This window comes from Pseudomonas sp. ICMP 10191 (assembly GCF_001467335.1).
Taxonomy (GTDB): Bacteria; Pseudomonadota; Gammaproteobacteria; order Pseudomonadales; family Pseudomonadaceae; genus Aquipseudomonas; species Aquipseudomonas cerasi.
In genome coordinates this window covers 182700-206774 of sequence record NZ_LKGW01000179.1, presented here as the reverse complement: position 1 = coordinate 206774, position 24075 = coordinate 182700, and the positions used below count along the sequence as shown (strand labels likewise).

Sequence of the window (24075 nt, the reverse complement as noted above, 5' to 3'; positions counted from 1 at the left end):
CTTACTCCAGACTCGCGCCATAGCCAAAGCTGGCGGCTGGCTTGGCGGCGGTTTCGACCCAGACGCTTTTCACTTCACTGTACTCGCGCAGGGCATCCAGACCGGAAGACCGGCCATAACCACTCTCACCATAGCCGCCGAACGGCGAACTGACGTGAATCGTCTTGTAACCGTTGACCCAGAAGGTCCCCGCTCGCACTTGCTTTGCAACGCGGTGAGCGCGGCCGACATCACGGGTCCAGACACCACCGGCCAGACCGAAACGACTGTCGTTGGCGATGCGGATCGCGTCCTCTTCGTCCTTGAATGGAATCGCCACTACCACCGGGCCGAAGATTTCTTCCTGCGCGCAATACAGCGCGTTGGTGCCCGCCAGAACGGTCGGGTTGATGTAGTAACCGGGCTTTTCCGGGATCGGATCAGCGTGCTCGCCCACCAGTTTTGCGCCGTCCTTGAGCGCCTGCTCGACCATGTTTTTCACATGACTGTATTGCTTGGCGTTGTTGATCGGGCCGATCTGGGTTTCCGGATCGCTCGGGTCACCGACCTTGAACTGCGTCGCAGCCACCGCCAGGGCATTGGTGAACTTCTCGAAGATCGACTCCTGCACCAACAGGCGCGAACCTGAAACACAGCTCTGCCCGGCACCGGAGAAGATCGCAGCCTGGGCACCGCGCAAGGCGACTTCCAGGTCGGCATCGTCGAACACGATATTGGCCGACTTACCGCCCAGTTCCAGCACCGCAGGAATGCAACGCTGCGCCGCTGCCACAGCGATATGCCGGCCAGTGGCGGGTGAGCCGACGAACACCACCTTGCGAATGTCAGCCTTGGCAATAAACGCCTGGCCGATGGAATGACCGAAACCGGCAATCACGTTGACCAGCCCTTTCGGCACGCCGGCACGCTCGATCAGCACGCCGACCATCAGCGAGCTGAGCGGGGTCAGTTCCGACGGTTTGAGAATGACCGCGTTGCCCGCTGCAATCGCCGGGGCGATCTGCCAGCCGCAGGTGAAGATCGGCGCATTCCAGGGCGTAATCTGCAACACCGTGCCCAGTGGTTCGTAGGTCACATAGTTCAGGTGCGTGGTCGGCACCGGGATGATTTCGCCGTGCAGCTTGTCCGCCCAACCGGCGTAATACTCGAACATCTCGGCCACTTTGAGCACTTCGACACGCGCATCGCGGATCGGCTTGTTGGCGGTCAGGGATTCAATCTGAGCGAGGTTTTCCAGCTCGTCACGAATCAGATTGCCCACCTGATACATGGCGCGGCCACGCGCCTGAGCGGTCAGTGCCCACCATTGTTGTTGTGCAGCCCTGGCGGCCTTGTCGGCCACTTCGACCAACGACTCGTCGGCATCCGGAAAACTCAGCAACAGGCTGTCGTCATGGGCATTGCGCACTTCGACGGGCGCGCCGTGACCTTCGATGAACTGGCCACCTACGTAGCTGGCGATGACACTGCGATCGCCCCAGTAAGGACGCATCAGTTCGAGGATTTTTGCAGTGCTCATCGCTTATTCTCCATGACCGTAAAGTTTGCCATCGGTGCGTTGCACGATGGCGCAGAAGTCTTCATTGTCCGCCAGGGTTTCACTGCTGGCCTGCCACAATTGTGCGACGACGCGCGACAGCGGCAGGTCCATGTCCAGGCTGTCCGCCAGATCGCTGGCCAGGCCAACGTCCTTGCGCATCAGGCCCATGGTGAAACCCGAGTCATAGGCCTTGTTGAGTACCCAGGTCGGGAACATCACTTGCGTGGCACCGCTGCGTCCGGAACCGGCATTCAGGCCCTGCAGAAGTTTTTCCGGATCGACCCCTGCACGCGCGGCCATCGCCACGGCTTCGGCAGTGCTGATCAGGTGACAGGCGGCGAGCATGTTGTTGGCGATCTTGGCGACATTGCCTGCGCCACATTGCCCGACGTGCACGCGTGTCCCGCTCATGCCTTCCAGGATTGGCATGGCGCGCGCCAGGTCGGCGTCCTCGGCACCGATGACCATCGACATGGTGCCGGTGGCTGCGCCTTTCGGGCCGCCAGACACCGGCGCGTCGATGAACGCGATGCCGTTCTTCGCCAGTTCGGTGGCGACCTTGCGGCTCATTTCCGGCGTTGACGTCGTGGTATCGACGACGATAAGGCCCTTGCGACCCACCTCGTTGATGCCACCCGCGCCGAGGCACACCGATTCCACATGCTCGGCCTTGGGCAGCGAGAGGATCAGAATGTCCACGCCTTGAATCAGTTGCGTGCGATCGGCAACCGGCTTGACGCCCTTGCTTTCGGCCTGGGCCAGCGCGGCCTGCGACAGGTCGAAGCCGCTGACATCAAAGCCCTTGCCCGCCAGCGTCGCAGCCATGCCGCCGCCCATGTTGCCCAATCCGATCACACCTGCTTTCAAAGTCATGTCTGCATCCCGATCAAAGATTTTGTACGAATTAGAGGATGACGCTGCGGGCCCTTTCGGCCTGCAATGTGCTGATGATTCGAGTATGGACAGCGCTCTCCCCTCTCAGCAATAATCCAAAAATCGAATTTATGTTGCCTTTAGCGCAACACTGGAAGCCCATGAGCCTCGTTCAAGATCGACGCATCCTGTATTTTTTCGAAGCCGTACGATTGGGCAGCGTCCGGGCTGCTGCCGACTTCCTCAACGTTGCGCCTTCGGCGGTCAGCCGTCAGATCGCGCAACTGGAACAGGAGCTGGGCTCTCCACTGCTGGAGCGTCATCGACGCGGCGTCAAACCGACCGAGGCGGGCGAAAAGGTGTTGGCCTACTACCGCCAGCGACTGACGCAGCAGGAGGTCCTGCTGGATTCGATTCAGGCTCTGAAAGGCTTGCACAGCGGCTCGGTGACGCTGGTCTCCGGAGAGGGGTTTCTGGAGAGTCTCGCGCAGCCGCTGGCCCGGTTTTCCGAGCTGTACCCCAGGATCGAACTGATCGTGAACGTGTGTGGCAGCAACGAAGTGATTCGCCAGGTGGTCGAGGATGAAGCGCACATCGGCCTGGTCTTCAACCCGGCTGCCGACCCGAAAATCCGCTCGCATGCGCATCAGCGTCAACCGGTCTGTGTGATCACCGCGCCGAATCATCCGCTGGCGGAAGAACCAGGCCCGATAAAGCTGCAGGCACTTGAAGACTACCGTGTCGCCCTGCCCGCAGTGTCTTACGGTATCCGCCAGATTCTGCTGCAAGCCGAGCACCAGTTGGGCATCACTGTGCAGCCGACGCTGACCTGCAGCACTTTCGCCATGCTCAAGCATTTCGCCATGCAGGGTGGCGTCACGCTGCTGCCGACCTTTGTCGTGGAGGAAGAAATAAAGGCCGGAACATTGCGGGCCCTGCCCTTGCAGCATGAGGTGTTCAGCACCCCGCAGACCCACCTGATCAGCCGCCTGGGCCGTCAACTGAGTGTCGGCGCCAACCGCCTGATGGGCATGCTGTTGCAGGATATGACGGCGTTCCGCAACTGACCTACCGTTAGTCCCACGTCGACCAATCGCGCTGAACCAACAAAAATCTCATGGTTCATCTTCAGTAACGGAGCGGAATTCCTGCTGCCATTGAGGATTAACCATGAGAGCCTTGACTTACCACGGTGCGAACAATGTGAAGGTCGACACGGTGCCGGACCCCGTGATCGAGCAAGCGGATGACATCATTCTGCGCGTAACCGCGACGGCTATCTGCGGTTCCGACCTGCACTTGTATCGCGGCAAAATCCCTACGGTTGAACATGGCGACATTTTCGGTCACGAGTTCATGGGCGTCGTGGAAGAAACCGGCTCGGCCGTCACGGCCGTGGCCAAAGGCGATCGCGTGGTGATCCCGTTCGTCATCGCCTGCGGCAGCTGTTTTTTCTGCAACATCGACCTGTTCGCGGCCTGCGAAACCACCAACACCGGACGTGGCGCGATTCTTAACAAAAAGTCGATTCCACCAGGAGCGGCGCTATTCGGCTTCAGCCATCTGTATGGCGGCGTCCCGGGCGGCCAGGCTGAATACGTGCGCGTGCCCAAGGCCAATGTCGGTCCGTTCAAGGTGCCGGGCACGCTGGCTGACGAGAAGGTTCTGTTCCTCTCCGATATTCTCCCCACCGCCTGGCAGGCTGTACTCAACGCCGGGATAGGCCAAGGCTCGACTGTTGCCATTTATGGGGCTGGCCCGGTCGGCCTGATGAGCGCAGCGTGCGCAAAAATGCTCGGTGCGGAGAAGATCTTCATGGTTGATCACCACCCGTACCGTCTGGCCTATGCGCAGAAAACCTACGGCGTGATCCCGATCAACTTCGACGAAGATGATGATCCGGCCGACACGATCATCCGCCAGACTGCTGGCATGCGTGGCGTGGACGGCGTTGTGGATGCGGTGGGTTTCGAGGCCAAGGGCAGCACCACTGAAACCATCCTGGCCACGCTGAAGCTGGAAGGCAGCAGCGGCAAGGCGTTGCGTCAGTGCATCGCGGCGGTAAGACGTGGCGGCGTGGTCAGTGTGCCAGGCGTATATGCCGGTTTCATCCACGGGTTCATGTTCGGCGATGCGTTCGACAAGGGCCTGACCTTCAAGATGGGCCAGACCCACGTGCATCGCTTCATGCCTGAACTGCTGGAACACATTGAGGCCGGCCGCCTGGAACCCGAAGCTATCATCACGCACCGGATGTCACTGGAAGATGCGGCGAAGGGCTACAAGCTGTTCGACAAAAAGGAAGAGGATTGCCGCAAGGTCATCCTGACGCCGGGCAACAACACGATTGTGGTGCCCGACGACACGACCGAAGCCTTGGTCGGGGGTGGCGTGCCGGCTATGTGAGATACAAGTTCGCTTTTGATTCTGGCCTAAGGCCGCAGGAGCAAACCTGTTCGCGAACGGTATTCAGACGATGAATATTCATCGTTCATGCCGCCCCTTTCGCGAACACGTTCGCTCCTACGCCCTTCGGGCAGAAGCCATCAACGGCTCAGGTAGGCAAACCGGCCTTTGAACGGTTTGCCGATGGGGTCGGCCAGGTCGCCGTGTTTGCTGGTGGTCAGGCCCAGATCCACCAGCGATTCGGCCAGTTTCACCGCCGCAGCCACGCCGTCGATGACCGGCAGGCCGATCGCTTCGCTCAACTGCCTGCCCAGATCCGCCATCCCGCCGCAACCCAGCACAATGGCTCCCGCCCCTTCGTCATCACGGGCGCGACGGGCTTGTTCGGCCATGCATTCGATGAGCTCCGGCCCGCTTTCCTCCAGCGCCAGCACCGGCAGATCGATACAGCGCACCGATGTGCATAATTCACTTAAGCCATAACGCTGCAGCAGATGTTCGGCGATGATCCGGGTGCGGGTCAGTGTGGTGACCACGGCGAAACGGGTAGAAATCAGGCTGGCCATGTGAAAAGCCGCTTCGGCGATACCGATCACCGGGGCGCTGGCGTACTCGCGTGCCGCCAGCAGGCCGGGGTCGCCGAAACAGGCGATGATGTGCGCGTCGACCTGCTGCTCACGGCCTTTGCGTATTTCTTCCAGCACGCCAAGGGTCGCGATCGCTTCGTCAAAATGACCTTCGATAGACAACGGGCCATCATCGGGGCTGCACGCAAGAATCTGCGTACCGGGGCGCGCAATGGCTTGCGCCGCGAGGCCAATCTTGTGGGTCATGGCTTCGCTGGTGTTGGGGTTGATTACTTGAATACGCACCGGAACTCCTTCAGCGCCGTTTGAAAATGCTATGAAAATCCACTGTCTCGCTGACCGGCGCATCCACATTCAGGCTGGCACGGATGCGCCGTAGATGCTCGGCCATCCATTCACGTGCCTGTTCGCCCTGCCCGCTTTCGAGCAAGGTCAGCAAGTCAACATGCTGGCCACAATCACAGCCGACACTGCGTCGCGAGCCGTACACCGCCACAATCAACGAAGACCGCGTGGTGAGTTGCGCAACCTGCTCGGTCAACACCTGATTACCCGCCAGCGCGCTCAGTTGCACATGGAAACGCGCCGACAATTGAATCGCTTCGCTGTGGCGCCCGGCGTGTTGCGCCTCATGCTCCTGATCGCAGAGCGCGCGCAGGGCTCGCAGGCACTGACCGGCGACTCGCGTGGCGATATCGGCCATCAGCGCGGGCTCGATCAGTTGCCTTGCACCCAATACATCCTGTGCCTCCTGAGCCGACGGTTGCGCAACCTCTGCGCCGCGCTTGGGGCGCAGGGTCACCAGTCGTTCCAGCGCCAGACGCTGCAAGACCTTGCGAATGCCGGTACGGCTGATCTCGAATACGTCGGCCAAAGCGTCCTCGGGCAAGCGCGTCCCCGGAGCGAGCCGATGTTCGACGATAGCTTCCAGTACATGCTGGTAAATCTGTTCATCACGGCCTTTTTCATCGGCAGAAGGCGTGAGAAACAACGGGGCACTGTCAGATCGGATCATGGCTTCACATCACATTGGCATTACAGATCGTATACAAGAATAGTGCCTGATGCGGAACATGATGAGTAGCGCAATTTAGCAGCGCGCCAAATGGCTCCTCAGTCGAAAACGCATGAATCGCACCGTAAATGAGCAAAAGCGCCCTGTTTACGTGCACTTCAGGCGCAGGTTCGAACCTGTCTGATTTACCCACCCGTCTCGGTACAAGCGCCCTGAAACAAGACTCGCGGCCATTCCCGGCCGAATAGAAATCGTATGGCACATGTTTTGCGTACACGATCGTATACAAAAAAATCGCCGATCGTACTCCGATCCCGTCACGACACACCGAGGGAGTCACGCAATGACAGATCAACGCCCGACCGGGTACAGCCCGCGCTTGCACAACCACGATCTGGGGCCGGTGCCGCAGAAGTGGACCTGGTACAACATCCTGGCGTTCTGGATGAGCGACGTGCACAGCGTCGGCGGCTACGTTTTCGCGGCCAGTCTGTTCGCTCTGGGCCTGGCCAGTTGGCAAGTGCTGATCGCGCTGCTGGTGGGGATCTGCATCATTCAAGTGATCGCCAATCTGGTCGCCAAACCCAGTCAGCAAGCCGCCGTGCCCTACCCGGTCATCTGCCGCCTGGCCTTCGGCGTCTTCGGTGCCAACATTCCCGCCATCATTCGCGGGCTGATCGCGGTGGCGTGGTACGGCATTCAAACCTACCTGGCGTCCAGCGCGCTAGTGATCGTGGTGCTGCGTTTCTTCCCGGAACTGGCTGCGTATCAGAATGTGACCTTTCTCGGGCTGTCGTGGCTTGGCTGGTCCGGCTTTCTGGCGTTGTGGGTGGTTCAGGCTGCTGTGTTCTGGACCGGCATGGAGTCGATCAGACGTTTCATCGACTGGGCCGGTCCTGCCGTTTACGCGGTGATGTTCGCGCTGGCAGGCTGGATTGTCTGGCGCGCCGGCTGGGACAACATCAGTTTCACCCTGGCTGAAAAAGAGTTGTCCGGCTGGGCGGCGTTCGGGCAAGTGGTCATGGCCATCGCGCTGGTGGTCTCGTATTTCTCCGGGCCGACGCTGAACTTCGGTGATTTCAGCCGCTATTGCCGCAGCATAGCCGACGTGCGCCGCGGCAATTTCTGGGGCTTGCCGGTGAATTTTCTGGCGTTTTCACTGGTAACGGTGGTGATCGTCTCGGGCACATTGCCGATTTTCGGTGAGATGATCCACGACCCGATCGCGACCGTCGCGCGCATCGATAACACCACGGCCGTGCTGCTCGGCGCCTTTACTTTCGTGACCGCGACGGTCGGTATCAACATCGTCGCCAACTTCGTTTCCCCTGCCTTCGACTTCGCCAACGTGGCGCCCAGCCGCATCAGCTGGCGTGCAGGCGGCATGATCGCTGCCGTAGCGTCGATCTTCATCACCCCCTGGAACCTGTTCAACAACCCGGAAGTGATCCATTACACCCTGGACGTGCTGGCGGCCTGCATCGGCCCGCTGTTCGGCATCCTGCTGGTGGATTACTACCTGATCAAGAAACAGCAGATCGACGTCGACGCCCTGTTCAATGACACGCCAAGCGGTCGTTACTGGTACACCAACGGCGTCAACTGGATCGCGGTCAAGGCATTGCTGCTCACTGCACTGGTCGGTCTGTGCTTCACCTTTGTCGAGTGGTTCAAGCCGATTGCCAACTTCGCCTGGTTTACCGGTTGCATCCTGGGCGGCGCAGTGTTTTATGCGCTAACCCGCTGGTCGCCGGTGCAGGCTGCCAACCTGCCTGCGCCCGTCGGCCAGCATTGAGACGTTCGCAGGACGCTGAATACTTGAATGAAACCAGCGCTTTCAGGTGACTCGCCGAGCCCGGCATGACCTGAAAGCGCTGCCCTGCCTGCTCCGCTGAAAATAGCGCGCACCTCAAATGATATTAATTTAATATCACCCTATCCAGAATCATGGAATGATCGAGTGTCACTGATCACTCTGTGAGGCATCAGGCACAAAATAGAATAAATTTTGTACAACTTTCAGGCCGCTGCGCTGCCCTATGACTGAGTCTTTGTGAACCAGGCGTTCAAGTGGGTCGATAGTGATGAGCAATGATGTTTCTGGCGGCAGGCCATTTGCCCCCCAGCCACCCCCGCCTTCGGAGCAGGAAGCGGCCGAGCAGCTACTACAACTCGCCCTGGATTCAGGGGCAGTTGTCGGCACTTGGGTGTGGGACATCATTGCCGATCAGTTGACCGGCGATGAGCGTTTTGCCCGGACCTTCGGTTTGTCCCCGAAGCTGTGCGCCAAAGGCTTGCCACTGGAACTGGTGATTGCCTCCATTCATCCCGACGACTCGGCCAGAGTCGACAAGTCAATCGAGGACGCGCTTCAAAGCAGCGAAACCTACCGATGCGAATACCGGGTTCTGCATGAAGACGGTCTTTATCGCTGGATCGAAGCCAGCGGACGAATCGAGCGCGATAGTCGCGGCAAACCTGTTCGCAGTCCGGGCGTATTGCTCGATATAGACAGCCGTCGCACGGCTGAAGAGGAGCGCGACCGGCTCAACGAGTTGCTGAGGATATTCACGGCTGCCGTTCCCGGCGTCGTCTACGCCAAGGATCTCGAGGGTCGCATGCTGGTCGCCAATCGTGGCACCGCTGAACTGATCGGCAAGCCGCCCGCGTTTTTCATCGGCAAGACGGACCTGGAGTTTCTGGATGATCCGCAGCAGGCACGGGTGCTCATGGAAACCGACCGCCGGATCATGCAGAACAATGTCAGCGAACAGATCGAAGAACACGTCAACCTGCCTGACGGCTCTGCAGCGACGTGGCTCTCGACCAAAGCGCCCCTGCTCGATGAAAACGGCGAGGTGATCGGTCTGATCGGCTCGTCGGTTGATGTCACCGCCAGAAAAAAAGCCGAAGAAGCGGTCAGAGAACTCAATCAGACACTCGAACAGCGCATCGAACAAGCCGTTTTCGAACGCGAGCAGATCGAAGACGCCCTGCGCCACTCGCAGAAGATGGATGCCGTCGGGCAACTGACCGGAGGCATCGCTCATGACTTCAACAACCTGCTGGCCGGTATTTCCGGCAGCCTGGAACTGATCACCAAACGGTTGGCTCAGGGGCGCGTCGGCGATGTTGACCGTTACGTGTCGGTCGCCCAGGGCGCAGTACGCCGCGCGGCGTCGCTGACTCACCGTCTGCTGGCGTTCTCCCGACGCCAGACACTGTCGCCGAGAGTCACCGACGTCAACGGGTTGATTCATGACATGGAAGAGTTGATCGCCCGTACCGTCGGCCCGGAGATAGACATAAAGGTCGTCGCCCAGAATGATCTATGGCCTGCGCTGATCGATCATGCCCAGCTGGAAAGCTCGCTTCTGAACCTGTGCCTGAACGCCCGTGACGCGATGCCCAACGGCGGGCGCATTATCATCGAGACCGCTAACGCGTCCCTTGAAGAGTGCACCGATCCGGACCATGGCATTCCTGCCGGCGAGCACCTGAGCATACGGGTCACCGACACGGGCATCGGCATGAGTCCGGACATTGCCGCCAAAGCCTTCGAACCGTTCTTCACCACCAAGCCCATAGGTGCCGGCACCGGTCTCGGGCTGTCGATGGTGTATGGTTTTGTGCGCCAGTCCGGCGGGCAGATTCGCGTCGAATCGGTCGAAGGCCAGGGCACCAGCGTGGTCATGCACCTGCCACGCCACACTGCTGAAAATGCTCCCCGCCCCGTCGAGCCGGAAGTCATTGAAGAACCGCCGCATCACACCGGCGAAACCGTCCTGATCGTGGACGACGAACCCTCGGTGAGGATGCTCGTCGCCGAAGTCATCAGCGGTCTGGGCTACAACTGCCTGGAAGCGGCAGACGCACAGTCAGGTTTGCAGATCCTGCAGTCGGACACACGCATCGACCTGTTGATCAGTGACATAGGCTTGCCGGGCGGCATGAATGGCCGGGAAATGGCCGATGCGGCAGGCGACTGTCGACCGGGCCTGCCGACCCTGTTCATCACCGGTTATGCCAAAACATCCGTGCTGGACGATTGCCACCTGCGGCCTTGCACGCAAGTGCTCACCAAGCCGTTCGGGCTGGATGCGCTGGCCGGGCGAGTGACAGGCCTGATCGGCGCTGACGCAGTCGCCCGCGGGTTTTCGTAGGTTGAATCCGACCACGCCTGACGGTCGGTATTTTGTGGTCAGGGACCAACTCTGGCGGTGCTCCAATCCCTCTTTGAGCGACGACGTCCGCCAGCATCTGGTGGATGAGCTGATGGCTGCACGTCGTGCAGTCAAGGCCGCCAAGGCGTCCGAAGACCCCGAAGCCTTGAAGACGGCTCGGACCAGTGTGGACAAGGCCAAGGTTGCGCTTGGCGAGCGCGGTGAGGTCTGGTGGACCGATGGCGCCGAGGACTTCAATCGGCGCAAGGTGAAAAACACGCCTTATGCACAGTGGTATCTCGATTTGAATCACCCTGCCTACTGAAATTGACAGCCTCATTCTGAACTGAAGGATGAAACTTTCAGGTGTTTTGTCATTTATATGACATATGACATTCATAAACATCGATTCCCGCCGATAACCACCCCAGCTTTACCCGCTACCTATGACTCCTTGCGTAATACCCCTCTAAAGGCTCATACCGGCATGAGAACATCGTTAAAATTCAGTCATAAAATCCTCTTGGCAGCGTCCCTTGTGGTGATCGCCGCCTTCACACTGTTCACCTTCTACAACGATTATCTGCAGCGCAATGCGTTGCGCGTGCAGCTCAAGGAGAACCTTAACCAGACGGGCGAAAGCACCGCTGGCAATATCCGTAACTGGCTTTCAGGGCGAATTCTTCTGGTAGAGAACCTGGCGGAGAACGCCTCTTCGCCTCAGTCCGCGCAAGAGCAGAATCGGGTGCTCGGCCAACCCACGCTGATCGCCACCTTCATGAGCATTTACCAGGGCAGAAGTGATGGCTCCTTCGTCACCCAGCCGCCTGATGACATGCCGGCCGATTACGACCCGCGAACGCGGCCGTGGTATGTCGATGCCGTTCGCGCCGGCAAAACCATCCTCACCGAGCCGTATCTGGACGCCGTGACCAAGGGCCTGATCGTGACCCTTGCCACACCGATCAAGGGTGAGTCTGGCGTGGCCGGCGTGATTGGCGGCGACCTGAGCCTGGAAATCCTGGTGAAGATGATCAGTTCACTGCGACTGCACGGCGACGGATACGCGTTCCTGGTCGATGCGAATGGCCGCATTCTGGTTCATCCGGACACCTCGCTGGTGATGAAGACGCTGGCCGAAGTCTACCCGACGAACACACCGAAGCTGTCGCAAGACCTCAGTGAAAGCGAATATGCCGGCAAGACACAGATCCTTACCTTCGCTCACGTGGACGGTCTGCCATCGGTCAACTGGTACGTCGGCGTGGCGATGGATAAAGACATCGCCTACGCGGCGCTGGGCGAGTTCAGAAACTCGGCCATCGTGGCCACTGTGATTGCGGTGGTGCTGATCATCCTGCTGCTGGGCATGCTCCTGAGTGTCCTGCTGCGGCCACTGAACCTGATGGGCCGCGCCATGCACGATATCGCTGCCGGCGAAGGTGACCTGACCAAGCGCCTGATTATCGAGAGCCAGGACGAGTTCGGCTATCTGGGCAACGGCTTCAACCTCTTTGTAGAGCGAATCCATGACTCGATGCGTGAAGTCGCCTCCTCCACCGTGCAGCTCAATGAAGTTGCCCAGCGGGTACTGAATGCATCCAACTCGTCGATGCTCAACTCCGATCAACAGTCCCACCGCACCAACAGCGTCGCCGCAGCCATCAATGAACTGGGCGCCGCAACGCAGGAGATCGCCCAGAATGCCGCGCGCGCATCGGGTCACTCCAGCGATGCACGGACGTTGGCATCTAACGGGCAGGACGTAGTCGGGCAGAACATCTCGGCCATGAGCCGTCTCTCCAAACGCATCAGCAGCGCAAGCGAGCAGATCGAGACGTTGAATACCAAAACAGCCAACATCGGCCAGATCCTCGACGTGATTACCGGCATCTCCCAACAGACCAATCTACTGGCCCTCAATGCGGCCATCGAGGCCGCGCGTGCGGGTGAGGCCGGCAGAGGTTTTGCCGTGGTTGCCGATGAAGTCCGCAGCCTGGCGCACCGAACCCAGGAATCAGCGAGTCAGGTGCAGGAGATGATCGAGCAGTTGCAATCCGGTGCTCGTGAAGCCGTGGCGATCATGAACGACAGCCAGCGCGAGAGCGTTGAGACGGTCGAGATTGCCAACAAGGCCGTGACAAGTCTGGAAAACGTCACCGAGCGTATCGGCGAAATCGACGGCATGAACCAGTCGGTGGCGACTGCCACCGAAGAGCAGACCGCCGTCGTGGAAGCGATCAACGTGGACATCACCGAGATCAATACGCTGAACCAGCAAGGCGTAGAGAACCTGAACGCGACCCTGCGCGCGTGCACTGACCTTGAACAGCAGTCCACCCGATTGACGCAGTTGGTGGGCAGTTTCCGAATCTGACGTGGCAAGGCCGCTGCCGGAAAGCGTCAGGCAGCGGCCTGCTCTGCTCGACTGTTCCATTCAGCCCATCCGGCAGTTCGCCTACACCAAAAGCAAGAAACGGCACCGTCGATTACACGTAAAAAAGGTCAGCCTGAAAACTCCGGTCTTCCAGTACGGCCGCACCTGTTTCGGTAACACCAAGAACAATGTGCTGGACATAGGGAAACGAGATGTCGTGCTCCAGCACAGCGGCTGAAACCAGCAGACCCTCTTTGACCAGCTCATCAATCATTGCCATAAAATCCCCGGCCGCCGGAACGTCTGATTGAAGGCGTATCAACGCGAGATAAATTTGACCGGACGTCAACTTTCCAGGGCGGACGAAGTTGGCGCTGCGGACGATTTCAAGCACCGCCAATTCATCGGAAAAATCATTAAAACCCATAGCGGCCTCCCACTTCTGAAGACGCTGACTCGCCTGTCCGGCTGTGTCAGGACTTTTAAAAGAAGCTCAGCTCGTGATGAGCGGAAACGCATCTGGCTTCCGTTATTCATCTTGCAATTAAACGAGCCAGATCCAGCTGGCACATACGGATTTCATGAAGCTGCGTATAGACGCTTCAGAGTGGAACCGTTGGAAAGGCCATCCGTTGCGGGTGCCGTTAACGATGATCCGGTTTCAGAAAGTTCATCGCTTCCGCAATCACCGACGGATGATCAATCAGCCGATTGTGACCAAGCCCTTCAGTGGTAAACAGACGCGCCCCCGGCCATAGTTCTGCAAAACGAGCGCCCTTTTCCCACGGTGTTTCACGGTCACGGCGGTCATGAATGATCAGGGCGGGACGATCAAGCAGCGGCAGTCGCGAACTGGCGTCGTAGTCTGCAAAGCGGCGTCCGGTCAGCGAGTGCAGGACGCCCTCGAAAGGTTTGAATACTGTGTGGGCAACACCGACCGAATCGAATAGTTGAAGTACGCTGTCCGTAGGTGCCAGGAACGGCGCAATCAGGATAAAACGACCAGGGCACCACGACTGTTCCTGAGCGAAAACAATCGATGAAGCGCCCAATGAATGCGCTATCACCGCCGCAGGTTTTCCGAAATGGCGTCCCACGTGCTGCTGCACAGCCACGAACTGGGTCATGTGGCTGATATTGCCTGCGCTCAACCCGTGGGCGGGCTGATCGAACCCCACCACGGCGTAGCCCATCGAGCGCAGTAACGGCACCCATCCAATAAAACGCATTGCGTAACTTGACCAGCCGTGGGCCAGCAACACATACGGCTGGCTGGAGGGATCGCCCCAGACATAGGTGGCAATTCTGATGCCGTCCAATTCAAGGCTACCGGTTTGCACATCCGTCGCTGTACTCAGGATTTCGGCAGCCTTGGCACGTCCGGACGCCTGAGGAGTCACAAAACGTTGAGCGAGGTATCTTCCAGTGATGCCCGGTAGAATAAGGCTGCTCAGCGTGAACATGCCGCGCAGCGTCAATAGTCGAAGCCTGTTGATGATGTCGCTCATCGCTATTCCCCACGCCCGTCAGATGATCTGGCGCCATTAGAACAGTCTATCTTGTCACTGACAAGATAGGCTGAACCGATGGGAATATAACTTTTGTTTCATGATAGGGAGCCTTACATGTCGACTTCAGACGCCCCACGGACCTACCACCACGGCAATCTGCCCGCCGTCCTGCGTCAGGCCGCCTGGGATATCGTGGGGGAAGCGGGAGTCCGCGGCATGTCACTGCGCGAGTGCGCCAGAAGGGCGAATGTCTCTCATGCCGCCCCCGCCCACCATTTCGGCTCTCTGGAAAATCTGCTGGCGGAGGTGGTGGCCGATGGGTATGAGCGCATGGCCGACGTCATCGTTGCCGTGCAACAGGAACTTGACGACACCCTCCTGGGTTGCGGCATTGGTTATGTAAGTTTCGCCAAAAGTTACCCGGAGCACTTCCGGTTGATGTTTGGCGCGGGTGTAAACCGCACGTTGCCCAGGCTTCTCGAATCGGGTGAACGTGCGCTGCAAGTCCTCCGCCAGTCGATACGCAACGCCTGGATAACAAAATACGGTAGCGAGCCCGACCCGGAACTGCTTGAACAGCGCACCTTCCTCGCCTGGAGCACCGCGCATGGCTACGCTTCCCTGACCATCGACAGAAAGACGAATACCCCCCCTATTCCCTCTGCCGAGTCGGTACTGCAATTGATGACATGCGCCGTGCTTATGCCGTCAGACTGAAAACAGACGCACAGACCTCCATCAGATCGATACACAACCGCCGTCGTGACTGCGCTTGCGCAGAAGCGGTTTCGGCGGTGTGCATGCAATTTGCCCGCACGTCTTCCCATGATGTTCCCCACGTCCCCTTCCGAAACCCGAGCAGGATCAGCACGGCCTATTTTTGATGTCGATCGACATCAATACGTTGACAATTTAGATTTTGATCGTAATCATAACTGCCATCTCCTCCACGCAGTTTACGAGTACATCCTCCATGACAACGCCATCCACTGTTCTCATTACCGGTGCTTCCAGCGGCATCGGCGCGGTATATGCCGAACGATTTGCCCGTCGCGGTCACAATCTCGTAGTGGTCGCTCGTGACAAGGCACGTCTTGATGATCTGGCAGCACGCCTTCGTGAAGAAAACGGCGTTGCCGTTGAAGTCATTCAGGCCGATTTGACTCAAGCTGCCGACCTCACAGCTCTGGAAACCCGCCTGCGTGAGGACGCCAGCATCGGTGTGCTGATCAACAACGCGGGCATTGCTCAATCCGGAGGGTTCGCGCAACAGAACGCCGAGTCCATCGACAAGCTTGTCGCCCTCAATATCGTCGCCCTGACACGCCTTGCGGCCGCCGTGGCCCCACGTTTCGCGCAGTCCGGCTCGGGCTCGATCGTTAACCTCGGTTCGGTGGTGGGCTTTGCGCCAGAGTTCGGCATGTCGGTCTACGGTGCGACCAAGGCCTACGTGCTGTTCCTTTCCCAGGGAATGAACGTGGAATTGGCGCCCAACGGCGTCTACGTCCAGGCGGTGCTCCCGGCGGCTACGCGTACCGAAATCTGGGAGCGTGCGGGGATCGATCTGAACACGATTGCAGAGGTGATGGACGTCGACGAACTGGTTGATGCGGCACTGGTGGGCTACGACCGCCGCGAGCAGGTGACCATTCCGCCGCTGCATGTAGCGGGTCGTTGGGACTCGCTGGATGAGGCGCGGCAAGGGCTGTTGTCGGACATTCGACAGGCTCAGGCGGCCGAGCGCTATCGCCCGCAAGCCTGAGGCGGGTCAAGCCGCGGCAGATGCACACCCTTGTTCGACGATACTGGAATCAGAGCGTCATGAAAGCACTGACATTCGAAAAGTACGGCAAGTCGCCTGAGATTGCGATTACCCACGTCCCCATACCGGCCATCAAACCTGACGAACTGTTGGTGGAAGTTCACGCGGCCGGGTTGAACCCGATCGACAACATCATCACTACGGGGGTCTTCAAGCCTGTAGTGAAGTTGCAACTACCGGCCACCATGGGCAGCGATCTGGCAGGCATGGTCATTCAAGTAGGCAGCGCAGTCACTCGTTTCAAGGCAGGCGACGCAGTATTCGCGAGCCTGTTCGAACTGCGTGGGGGCGCCATCGCCCAGTTCGCCGCCGTACCGGAACACGCTGCCGCATTGAAACCCGCCAATCTGGACTTTGTTCAGGCCGCCTCCATCCCGATGGTCGGGCTTACGTCGTGGCAGGCATTCAAGGAACGCGCCCCTCTTAAAGCGGGCCAGAAGGTGTTCATACCGGCCGGGTCTGGAGGTATCGGCACCTTCGCCATCCAGCTGGCCAAACACCTGGGCGCCACAGTGGCCACGACCACCAGCGCGGGGAATATGGAGCTGGTTCGCAGCCTGGGCGCAGATGAAGTCGTGAATTACAAAGAGCAGGCATTTGAACAAGTGCTGCACGACGTTGACCTCGTGCTCGGCACCACCCGGGGAGACGACCTTGAAAGAGCTGTCGGCATCCTCAAGCCCGGCGGCAGGATCGTATCCCTGGTCGGCCCGCTGGATAAGGTATTCGCCAGGGCTCGGCGGATGAATGTCTTCTTCACCTTCGTATTCGGGTTGATGAGCCGCAGAATCATGCGCCTGGCGAGGAAGAAGAATGTGTCGTACTCGTTTCTGTTTGTTCGCGCGGATGGCGCTCAACTTGGCGACATCGCCAGGTTGCTCGAAAGTGGTCACATAACACCGGTGATTGACAGGGTCTTTGCGTTTGAACAGGCCAGCGAAGGGCTTGAATACCTGGGCCAGGGCCGTGCCAAAGGCAAGGTCGTCGTGAAGATCAAGTAAGCGTTTATTCAACGTCCACTCAGCCACCATTCAGGCCCGCATCTGTCGAGCATTGGAGTATCAAATGGACACCTCTTCCGAAAGAACCGCCATCGTCACGGGTGCCTCATCGGGCATCGGTCGTGCCACCGCAGAGGCGCTGGCGCGCGCGGGGTATACCGTGTTTGGCACAAGCCGCAAAATTGGTGACAGTTATGCAAAGGTCTCCATGCTGACCTGCGATGTCACGAATGACGACTCTGTCCGCGCGCTCGTTGCCACCGTGCTTGCGAAAACCGGGCGTATCGACCTGCTCATCAACAATGCCGGCATCGGTATGCTGGGCGGGGCCGAGGAGTTCTCGATCCCGCAAGTGCAGGCACTGTTCGACGTCAATCTGTTTGGCGTCATGCGCATGACCAGCGCAGTACTGCCGTCGATGCGCCAACAAGGTCGGGGACGCATTATCAATATCGGATCGGTTCTGGGGCTGATACCCGCGCCCTACTCGGCTCATTATTCGGCGGTCAAACATGCTCTGGAAGGCTATTCGGAATCGCTCGATCACGAAATTCGCGCCTTCGACGTCCGGGTTTCGGTCATTGAGCCGGCATTCGTACGCACCGTCTTCGATCAAAACGGCATCGAGCCGGACTCACGGTTGCCGGAGTATGATCAGGCGCGAGCGGGTGTCCGTGCGTTGCTCGCCGATGTGATGCCGACAGCCGACCTGCCCGAGGTTGTCGCAGCGGTGGTACTGAAAGCGGCGAGCGATGTTCGCCCACGGCATCGATACACCGCCGGCAAGGCCGCCCGACAAATCAGCCTGCTAAGGCGCTTCGCGCCTGCCGGAGCGTTCGATAAAAGCTTGCGCAAGCAGTTTCGCTTGCCGGTATAGATGCCATAGTCTGGACGTATCAGCGCCTTTCCATACTGGCTTGGCTCGGCAATGGCCCGCAGGCGCGATAGGTGTCGATCAACGTGTCAAAAAGGGAAATGTCCGACCTGCTTCTGGCAACCAGTTGAGCGCCCGCCACAGCGGAAAAAATGGCCTGCGCCCGCACCTCGCTGTCCGCAGGCGGGCAAATGTTCGCTGCCACCAGAAGCTTGCTCAGCCAGGCAATGTTGACCTGGGCGAATAGCTGCATTTCTTCAGTCATCTCCGGCGGCAGGTTGTCGGTTTCAGCGCCGACGAAAGTGCCCAGGCAAAGGCGGTTTTCAACCTCCAGCGAGCGCCGGAAGATCTCCGGAAAGCGCTGTAATGCTTCGCTGGGATCGGGGGTTTCTTCGGCGATCGTCTCAAGTGCAGCGGCACCGTCCTGCCAGTATCGCCTGGCAACAGCGACACCCAGATCAGCCTTGCTGGGGAAGTGGTAGTAAATACTGGCCGGCTTGATTCCGACCTGGGCGGCCAGATCGCGAAAGTTCAGGCCGTTGTAGCCCTGGGACTGGGCGATATTTCTCGCAGCAAGCAGGATCGCCTCACGGGCGTTGATGGTCATCGTAGTGCCTTGTACTTCGGACGCGTTTCTGGAGACCGGCACATGCTAATTCAAAAACCTGCCTTTTGTTAGGTAGAAAGACGGTGTGGCGCATGGCAGCAGCCATACGCTGCTGAACGGCCATCGTCGGTTTCTCACAAGCTGAAACGGCTATCGCCGGGAACATCCCGCATGACGTTCCCGGCGATAAGGTGAGCGTAAAAACAGCTCAATCACTCGGCCGGCGAGTCCAGCTCGGGAATACCGCTGCTGCGATCAGCATAGGCCGCCTGAAAAGCCGGACGTTTCTGCCAGCGCTGCCAGTACAGGTCCAGAAACTCGAAACGCTCATCCAGTGGCGTGGCGTTGACCGGAAACTTGGAGAAGGCAATAGCAGTTGCAAGCGTGATGTCCGCGAACGTTGGCGCATCGCCGCCCAGCAGCCATTCGCGACCATCGGACAAATGACGATTGACCAATGCCGCGTGGCTCAGCGCTTCTTTGCGGCAGTGCTCGCCCCATGCTTCGTTCTTGGTCAGTTCAAGCTTGAAACCGAGTCCGGTGTGCAGCACGTGAAAGGCCGTAACGATCCGATAGAGGATATGCACCCAGATGCGGTTGTCCCACATGCTATCGAGGCCCTGCTCCAGAGCGCCCTCGCCCATGATCTTGCGGCCCGGATAAGACTGATCCAGATAGCGAGCGATAGCGGCCGTCTCGGATATGAAGCTGCCGTCTGCCAGTTCCAGGGTCGGTGTTTCACCCCACGGGTTCATGTTCAGATGACGCCAGCCACGCTGCTCTCCACCCGGCGTCATGTCATAAATGGTTTCTTCGAACTGATCGGCAATGCCTTTTTCGTGGATGAACAAACGCAGGCGTTGAGGATTCGGAAAAGCCGAAGGAGAGGTGAAAAGTCGCAATTTAGAGGTCATGGTCAGGCCTGTGAGGTAGGGTAAAACACCTACCTAACTATCGTTAGGTAGCCACACCGTAGCGGTACTTTTGTTCTGAGTCAACGTTTACCTAACACTTGTTAGGCCAGTAGTATCCACTCGGCTGATCCGCAAGCCTGGCAATCGGAGAAGATTCTGCTGAAAATGCAGCCTTCAGGCATGGGTTGGCCCGCATTGACAGCGCTCAAACGTGAGCGCCTTGATATCCTGTGCGCCGATCTCGGGCGGCCAGTGAATGCTGCTCAAAAACGTACAAGACCCAGGCTCGAACCACAGGCCTTGCCAGGCCGCATCGCGCAGAGAAAGAAGGAAAAAGAATGCAGCACGCTTCGCTGAACCGTTTTCGTACCGGGTTGCTCGCCTTGCTTTTGCTCTGCGTGACCTTGCCGGCCCTGGCCCAGAATGCTCCCGCCCCCCAGGCCGATAGCGCCAGCAGCGCGACCCCTGCCGTGGATGCCCCGAGCCTGGATGATCTGAGCCAACAGCTCGATCAGATCCGTCAGAAAGTGACGGTCAGCGCCAACGACGACCTGCTTTCAAGCCTGCGCCAGGCGGCTTTGCAGGTCCAGAAACAAGCCGACAATCTGATTGCTCAGCAGGCTGTCGATATCGAACACCTGAATGATCAGCTCAACATTCTCGGGCCGGTGCAACCGGACGAAGCGCAAAGCCTGACCAGTCAGCGCAAGACGTTGACCGCGCAGAAAAACGCGCTGGTCAATGATGAACGTCAGACCAATGAGCTGAGCCAGTCAGCCCGGGATCTGGCCACGCAGATATTCAACCTGCGCCGCAGCCTCTTCGATTCACAGATCAGCACGCGCACGGCGAGCCCGCTCAGTTCGGCATTCTGGTCCACGCTGATTCGCCCGACCGATGACGAACTGGGACGCCTGAACAGGCTTCTGGTGGACGTGCGCCAAGTACTCAACAACGCGATGGCACCGGACAACCGTGTGCAATTCATCAGCGTGGTGCTGGGCGCGTTGTTCATCTGGGTGGTTGTCCGGCGCCTGCTAGAGCGCCTGCTGATCTGGGCGATGATTCGCTGGCTGCCCGAAGGCCGCCTGCGCCGCAGCGCCCTGGCCCTGGCGGTCGGGCTGTCGACCATTCTTACCATCACCATTGCCACATCCTTGCTGCGCTGGGGAATCGTCCACAACGCGGTGCTCAGCAACGACGTGGTCAATCTGCTCGATCAGGTGCAGACGCTGATTACCTTCTGCGCCTTCATCGTCGGTCTGGGCCGCGCGCTGTTGATGCTGGCACATGCCTCGTGGCGCCTGCCGCAAATTCCTGACCAGATTGCCACCGCACTGGGCCGCTTCCCCCCTGCCCTGGCGCTGGCACTGATGGTCATCGGCACGCAGGAACGAATCAACAGTGTGATTGCCAGCAGCCTGGCACTGACCGTTGCGGTCAATGGCCTGACGGCACTGGCGGTTTCGCTGGTGTTCTTCTACGCCCTGTTGCGCTACCGCCGTACCCGCCGCCGCTTTGAACTAGAGCGGCCGGCAGGCTTCGCCGGGCTGATTCCGTTTATCGTTGCGGTGTGGGTCGGCCTGAGTTTGCTGGCGTTGTTGAGCGGCTACCTGACGCTGGCTTACTTTCTGGCAGTGAAACTGCTCTGGATCAGCGTGGTGGCGTCCACTGCATACCTGCTGATCGCCTGCTTCGGTGACATCTGCGAAACCCTCCTGTCGCCCAAACAACCTGGCGGCCTGGCGCTGGGCTCAGCGCTGGGCTTGTCCACTCGCCATCAGGCGCAGGCAAGTACCGTACTGGCCGGCATAGGCCGTACCTTGCTGCTGCTCACCGCTGTACTGCTGGCGTTCATGCCTTCAGGGTCGAGCCCGGGCGACCTGCTCGCCAGCTTTACTCAGCTGGATGTCACGTCCAAATCCATGGGTAACCTGAACATCGTCCCCAGCGACATTCTGGTGGCATTGGTATGCCTGGTCGTCGGCCTGCTGAGTGTGCGGGTACTCAAGGAGTGGTTTGGAGAACGCCTGCTGCCCGAAACCAACATGGACGCAGGCATGCAGGCCTCGCTGGTGACCCTGATCGGTTACATCGGCTTTGTGCTGGTGGTGGCCGTGGTGATGTCCACACTCAACATCAGCCTCACCAACCTGACCTGGGTGGTCAGTGCGCTGTCGGTGGGGATAGGTTTCGGCCTGCAGGCCATTGTGCAGAACTTCATCTCCGGCCTGATTCTGCTGACCGAGCGCCCGGTCAAAGTCGGCGACTGGGTAAGCCTGGCGGGGGTCGAAGGCGATATTCGCCGGATCAACGTCCGCGCGACCGAAATCCAGATGGGCGACCGCTCGACAGTGATCGTGCCGAACTCGCAGTTCATCACGCAGAACGTCCGCAACGTGACCATGGGCAATGCGCTGGGCGTGGTCGGAATCACCCTTACCCTGCCCCTGGAAACAGACGTTCTGCAAATACGCGAACTGCTGTTACAGGCTTTCACCGAACACGAAGCGATACTCGATGCACCAGCGCCTTCAGTCACCTTCAAGGACCTGACCAATACCGGCTTGATCATCAGCGCCAGCGGCTACGTGAACAGCCCACGCTCGGTGGGTGGCGCACGGAGTGATCTGTTGTTTACGGTCTTGGGGCGTCTGAGGGAATTGGGTGTAGCGCTGTCTGCACCGCAGAGCATGGTGTTGATTAATGAGGGGGCTGGGAAGGAGGCGGCGGCTGAGGAGAGTCAGTGATGCTTGTTTGTGTGGTGTCCCAGGCGGGGTTCGAACCTGCAACCTTCCCCTTAGGAGGGGGATGCTCTATCCAATTGAGCTACTGAGACACTGCGTGCCGACACACCGATCGGTGCCAGCGAGGACGGCGTGCATCTTAGCGGCATGTGGCGCTTTTGTCATGTCGTCATTGTCCTTCGAACCTGTAGCCGATGTCGCCTGAAAACACGGCCTGATAAACCGATCATGCAATTTGCAATCCCCCAAAAAGCCATCATTGCAAAACGCACTGTAGAGCACTTTTTTTAATTTAATAAGTAATTGATTTTAAAGGACTTTTTATCATTTTCCGATTGGCATGCAGACTGCATTATTGATATCTGTGGAACACATCTCATCCCAAACGGTCGGACACAGGTACTGGAAAATGAACAAGACTCTCTCAGTGTTGAATGCGGCAGCTCTGGTGGCTCTGGTAGCATTTCATTTTCAGGATTCTGGTATCAAGGACGCTCAGGCCATCACGCCTGCTCCTGTCCACCACCAGATCAGTCAGGCGCCAAAGCTGGCAATCATGACTGAACGCGTTGCGAGCGCAGCGGTGCTGGCCAATGACGATGATGAGTCACTTCAGTTTCCACGCGCTGAACAGCGCTGGGTTTTCTGATAACGCCCGCAACGACCCTTCCAAGAGAGAGTAGCCATGTCAAAATCCGCGTTGTCATTTCTGGTCCTGGCGATCATGGCTGTCGTCGCCGACCTTTTGCTTCCTGTTAATGCACAGGCCATGAGTATCGCTGCAAACATCGCCGCAGGCGTGTTCGCCAGTCTCTTTGTGGTTGCGTTGTTCGTCGGTCGCCGCTTTAAATTCGACCCGGTGCTTCGCTGACAGCGAAGCTACCTGCGGTAATTTGCCCGGTCGTCTGACCGTTCGCATCCAGAATCTCCCCTCCTCCGAAAGAACCTTCCTGCACCGCAGCCAACCCTTTGTCGGCTAACCTCGGTCACGCTGAATTTAGACGCATACTCAGAGTCAAATGGCCATGACAGCAAAAAAGCTCAATGGCGTGCCCTTTTATCCGGGGACAAATGTGATGAGTTTGCAAATTCGCTCGCATTTCTGATAATTGGTGCTGGCAATACGCCGCTACCTGAGTCAATATTTGTCACAGAATTGACGCCAAGGATTCGACGTAATACGGCATGATGTCGGCCCCTTGGAACCCCGGTTGAACATTTGGCCAAAATGATTGTCTGACTGTGACAATCTTGCGGCCACTTGCTAGAACCGCTTCCCCTGAACTAACCGGTTAAATATATGAGCCCTATGAAACAGGCTACTTATTCCAGCCGCACGGCTGACAAGTTCGTCGTTCGCCTACCAGACGGCATGCGTAATCGCGTGCAAGAGGTAGCCAAGAATCATCACCGCAGCATGAACTCGGAAATCATCGCTCGTCTCGAACAAAGCCTGATTCAGGAAGGTGCTCTTGGTGATGAACCAAGCCTGCGCCTCGATAGTCCTGAGCTGTCCTTGCACGAACGCGAGCTGCTGCAGCGCTTTCGTCAGCTTTCACATCGTCAACAGAACGCTCTTGTTTCGCTGATTGCTCATGACACGGAACTCGCTTCCGAAGAGTCCTGAGATTTGACGTA

The 24075-nt window shown here is 58.6% G+C and carries 22 protein-coding genes, 1 tRNA gene and 1 pseudogene; 15 read left to right on the top strand and 9 right to left on the bottom strand.

The genetic code is table 11. The features are described from left to right. Position 1 precedes the first annotated feature (1 nt). Positions 2–1519, bottom strand: a complete 1518-nt coding sequence (locus AO388_RS26495; protein ID WP_003434615.1) for an aldehyde dehydrogenase family protein — start codon at positions 1517–1519, stop codon at positions 2–4. 3 nt (positions 1520–1522) lie between these two features. After that, positions 1523–2413 (bottom strand): NAD(P)-dependent oxidoreductase, encoded by an 891-nt coding sequence (locus tag AO388_RS26490; protein ID WP_058417453.1) that lies wholly within the window; start codon positions 2411–2413, stop codon positions 1523–1525. A 161-nt stretch (positions 2414–2574) separates the two neighbouring features. On the opposite strand from AO388_RS26490, the gene AO388_RS26485 reads away from it, so the two are divergent. Together AO388_RS26485 and AO388_RS26480 are read left to right on the top strand one after the other, a co-directional pair. Beyond that, positions 2575–3480 (top strand): LysR family transcriptional regulator, encoded by a 906-nt coding sequence (locus AO388_RS26485; protein WP_058417452.1) that lies wholly within the window; start codon positions 2575–2577, stop codon positions 3478–3480. Positions 3481–3583: 103 nt separating this feature from the next. Continuing rightward, the gene (locus AO388_RS26480; protein WP_058397082.1) at positions 3584–4819 is read left to right on the top strand and encodes a zinc-dependent alcohol dehydrogenase; all 1236 of its coding nucleotides are present in this window, start codon (positions 3584–3586) and stop codon (positions 4817–4819) included. Between the two features lie 140 nt (positions 4820–4959). Here the strand turns inward: AO388_RS26480 and AO388_RS26475 are convergent, their stop codons facing one another. Together AO388_RS26475 and AO388_RS26470 are read right to left on the bottom strand one after the other, a co-directional pair. Beyond that, positions 4960–5691 (bottom strand): aspartate/glutamate racemase family protein, encoded by a 732-nt coding sequence (locus tag AO388_RS26475; protein WP_058417451.1) that lies wholly within the window; start codon positions 5689–5691, stop codon positions 4960–4962. A gap of 10 nt (positions 5692–5701) precedes the next feature. After that, complete coding sequence (locus AO388_RS26470) at positions 5702–6421, bottom strand: GntR family transcriptional regulator (protein WP_058417450.1); 720 nt, start codon at positions 6419–6421, stop codon at positions 5702–5704. A 343-nt stretch (positions 6422–6764) separates the two neighbouring features. Between AO388_RS26470 and AO388_RS26465 the strand changes: the two genes are divergently transcribed. From AO388_RS26465 to AO388_RS30520, 5 genes and pseudogenes are all read left to right on the top strand, one after another. Continuing rightward, positions 6765–8216, top strand: coding sequence for an NCS1 family nucleobase:cation symporter-1 (locus AO388_RS26465; RefSeq protein ID WP_058417449.1), 1452 nt, complete (start codon positions 6765–6767; stop codon positions 8214–8216). 289 nt (positions 8217–8505) lie between these two features. Then, positions 8506–10584 (top strand): hybrid sensor histidine kinase/response regulator, encoded by a 2079-nt coding sequence (locus AO388_RS26460; protein WP_032609672.1) that lies wholly within the window; start codon positions 8506–8508, stop codon positions 10582–10584. Between the two features lies 1 nt (position 10585). After that, positions 10586–10909 carry a hypothetical protein gene (locus AO388_RS26455; protein WP_057456577.1) on the top strand — a complete coding sequence of 108 codons (324 nt, stop codon included), beginning with the start codon at positions 10586–10588 and terminating at the stop codon, positions 10907–10909. A 57-nt stretch (positions 10910–10966) separates the two neighbouring features. Further along, a pseudogene (locus AO388_RS30525) lies at positions 10967–12106 on the top strand (HAMP domain-containing protein); the annotation flags it as partial. Positions 12107–12121: 15 nt separating this feature from the next. Then, complete coding sequence (locus AO388_RS30520) at positions 12122–12961, top strand: methyl-accepting chemotaxis protein (protein WP_371857162.1); 840 nt, start codon at positions 12122–12124, stop codon at positions 12959–12961. Positions 12962–13073: 112 nt separating this feature from the next. On the opposite strand, the gene AO388_RS26445 is transcribed toward AO388_RS30520, so the two are convergent. Together AO388_RS26445 and AO388_RS26440 are read right to left on the bottom strand one after the other, a co-directional pair. Then, on the bottom strand, positions 13074–13388 hold the full coding sequence (locus AO388_RS26445) for a hypothetical protein (protein ID WP_058397086.1): 315 nt from the start codon (positions 13386–13388) through the stop codon (positions 13074–13076). A gap of 217 nt (positions 13389–13605) precedes the next feature. After that, complete coding sequence (locus tag AO388_RS26440; protein ID WP_058417448.1) at positions 13606–14469, bottom strand: alpha/beta hydrolase; 864 nt, start codon at positions 14467–14469, stop codon at positions 13606–13608. 117 nt (positions 14470–14586) lie between these two features. Between AO388_RS26440 and AO388_RS26435 the strand changes: the two genes are divergently transcribed. From AO388_RS26435 to AO388_RS26420, 4 genes are all read left to right on the top strand, one after another. Beyond that, positions 14587–15189 (top strand): TetR/AcrR family transcriptional regulator, encoded by a 603-nt coding sequence (locus AO388_RS26435; RefSeq protein ID WP_003434607.1) that lies wholly within the window; start codon positions 14587–14589, stop codon positions 15187–15189. A gap of 256 nt (positions 15190–15445) precedes the next feature. Next, positions 15446–16234, top strand: a complete 789-nt coding sequence (locus tag AO388_RS26430; protein WP_003369923.1) for an SDR family NAD(P)-dependent oxidoreductase — start codon at positions 15446–15448, stop codon at positions 16232–16234. Positions 16235–16293: 59 nt separating this feature from the next. Next, a complete protein-coding gene (locus tag AO388_RS26425) occupies positions 16294–17295 on the top strand; it encodes an NADP-dependent oxidoreductase (protein ID WP_003369921.1) in 1002 nt (333 codons plus the stop codon). Between the two features lie 64 nt (positions 17296–17359). Further along, positions 17360–18172, top strand: coding sequence for an oxidoreductase (locus tag AO388_RS26420; protein ID WP_058417447.1), 813 nt, complete (start codon positions 17360–17362; stop codon positions 18170–18172). Positions 18173–18191: 19 nt separating this feature from the next. Here the strand turns inward: AO388_RS26420 and AO388_RS26415 are convergent, their stop codons facing one another. Both AO388_RS26415 and AO388_RS26410 read right to left on the bottom strand, forming a co-directional pair. Continuing rightward, entirely contained in the window at positions 18192–18776 is a 585-nt protein-coding gene (locus AO388_RS26415) for a TetR/AcrR family transcriptional regulator (protein ID WP_058417446.1), read from the bottom strand. Positions 18777–18988: 212 nt separating this feature from the next. Beyond that, complete coding sequence (locus tag AO388_RS26410) at positions 18989–19690, bottom strand: glutathione S-transferase family protein (protein WP_054080885.1); 702 nt, start codon at positions 19688–19690, stop codon at positions 18989–18991. Between the two features lie 338 nt (positions 19691–20028). Here AO388_RS26410 and AO388_RS26405 point away from each other — a divergent pair, with 338 nt between their 5' ends. Further along, the gene (locus tag AO388_RS26405) at positions 20029–22440 is read left to right on the top strand and encodes a DUF3772 domain-containing protein (RefSeq protein WP_058417445.1); all 2412 of its coding nucleotides are present in this window, start codon (positions 20029–20031) and stop codon (positions 22438–22440) included. A 12-nt stretch (positions 22441–22452) separates the two neighbouring features. On the opposite strand, the gene AO388_RS26400 is transcribed toward AO388_RS26405, so the two are convergent. Continuing rightward, positions 22453–22529: transfer RNA gene (locus tag AO388_RS26400), tRNA-Arg, on the bottom strand. A gap of 317 nt (positions 22530–22846) precedes the next feature. Here AO388_RS26400 and AO388_RS26395 point away from each other — a divergent pair. The 3 genes from AO388_RS26395 (at position 22847) to AO388_RS26385 (ending at position 24064) form a co-directional block, all read left to right on the top strand. Then, positions 22847–23086, top strand: a complete 240-nt coding sequence (locus AO388_RS26395) for a hypothetical protein (protein ID WP_003369913.1) — start codon at positions 22847–22849, stop codon at positions 23084–23086. A 36-nt stretch (positions 23087–23122) separates the two neighbouring features. After that, complete coding sequence (locus AO388_RS26390; RefSeq protein ID WP_003369912.1) at positions 23123–23308, top strand: PA3371 family protein; 186 nt, start codon at positions 23123–23125, stop codon at positions 23306–23308. A 429-nt stretch (positions 23309–23737) separates the two neighbouring features. After that, positions 23738–24064 (top strand): Arc family DNA-binding protein, encoded by a 327-nt coding sequence (locus AO388_RS26385; protein WP_002554423.1) that lies wholly within the window; start codon positions 23738–23740, stop codon positions 24062–24064. Positions 24065–24075 lie beyond the last annotated feature (11 nt).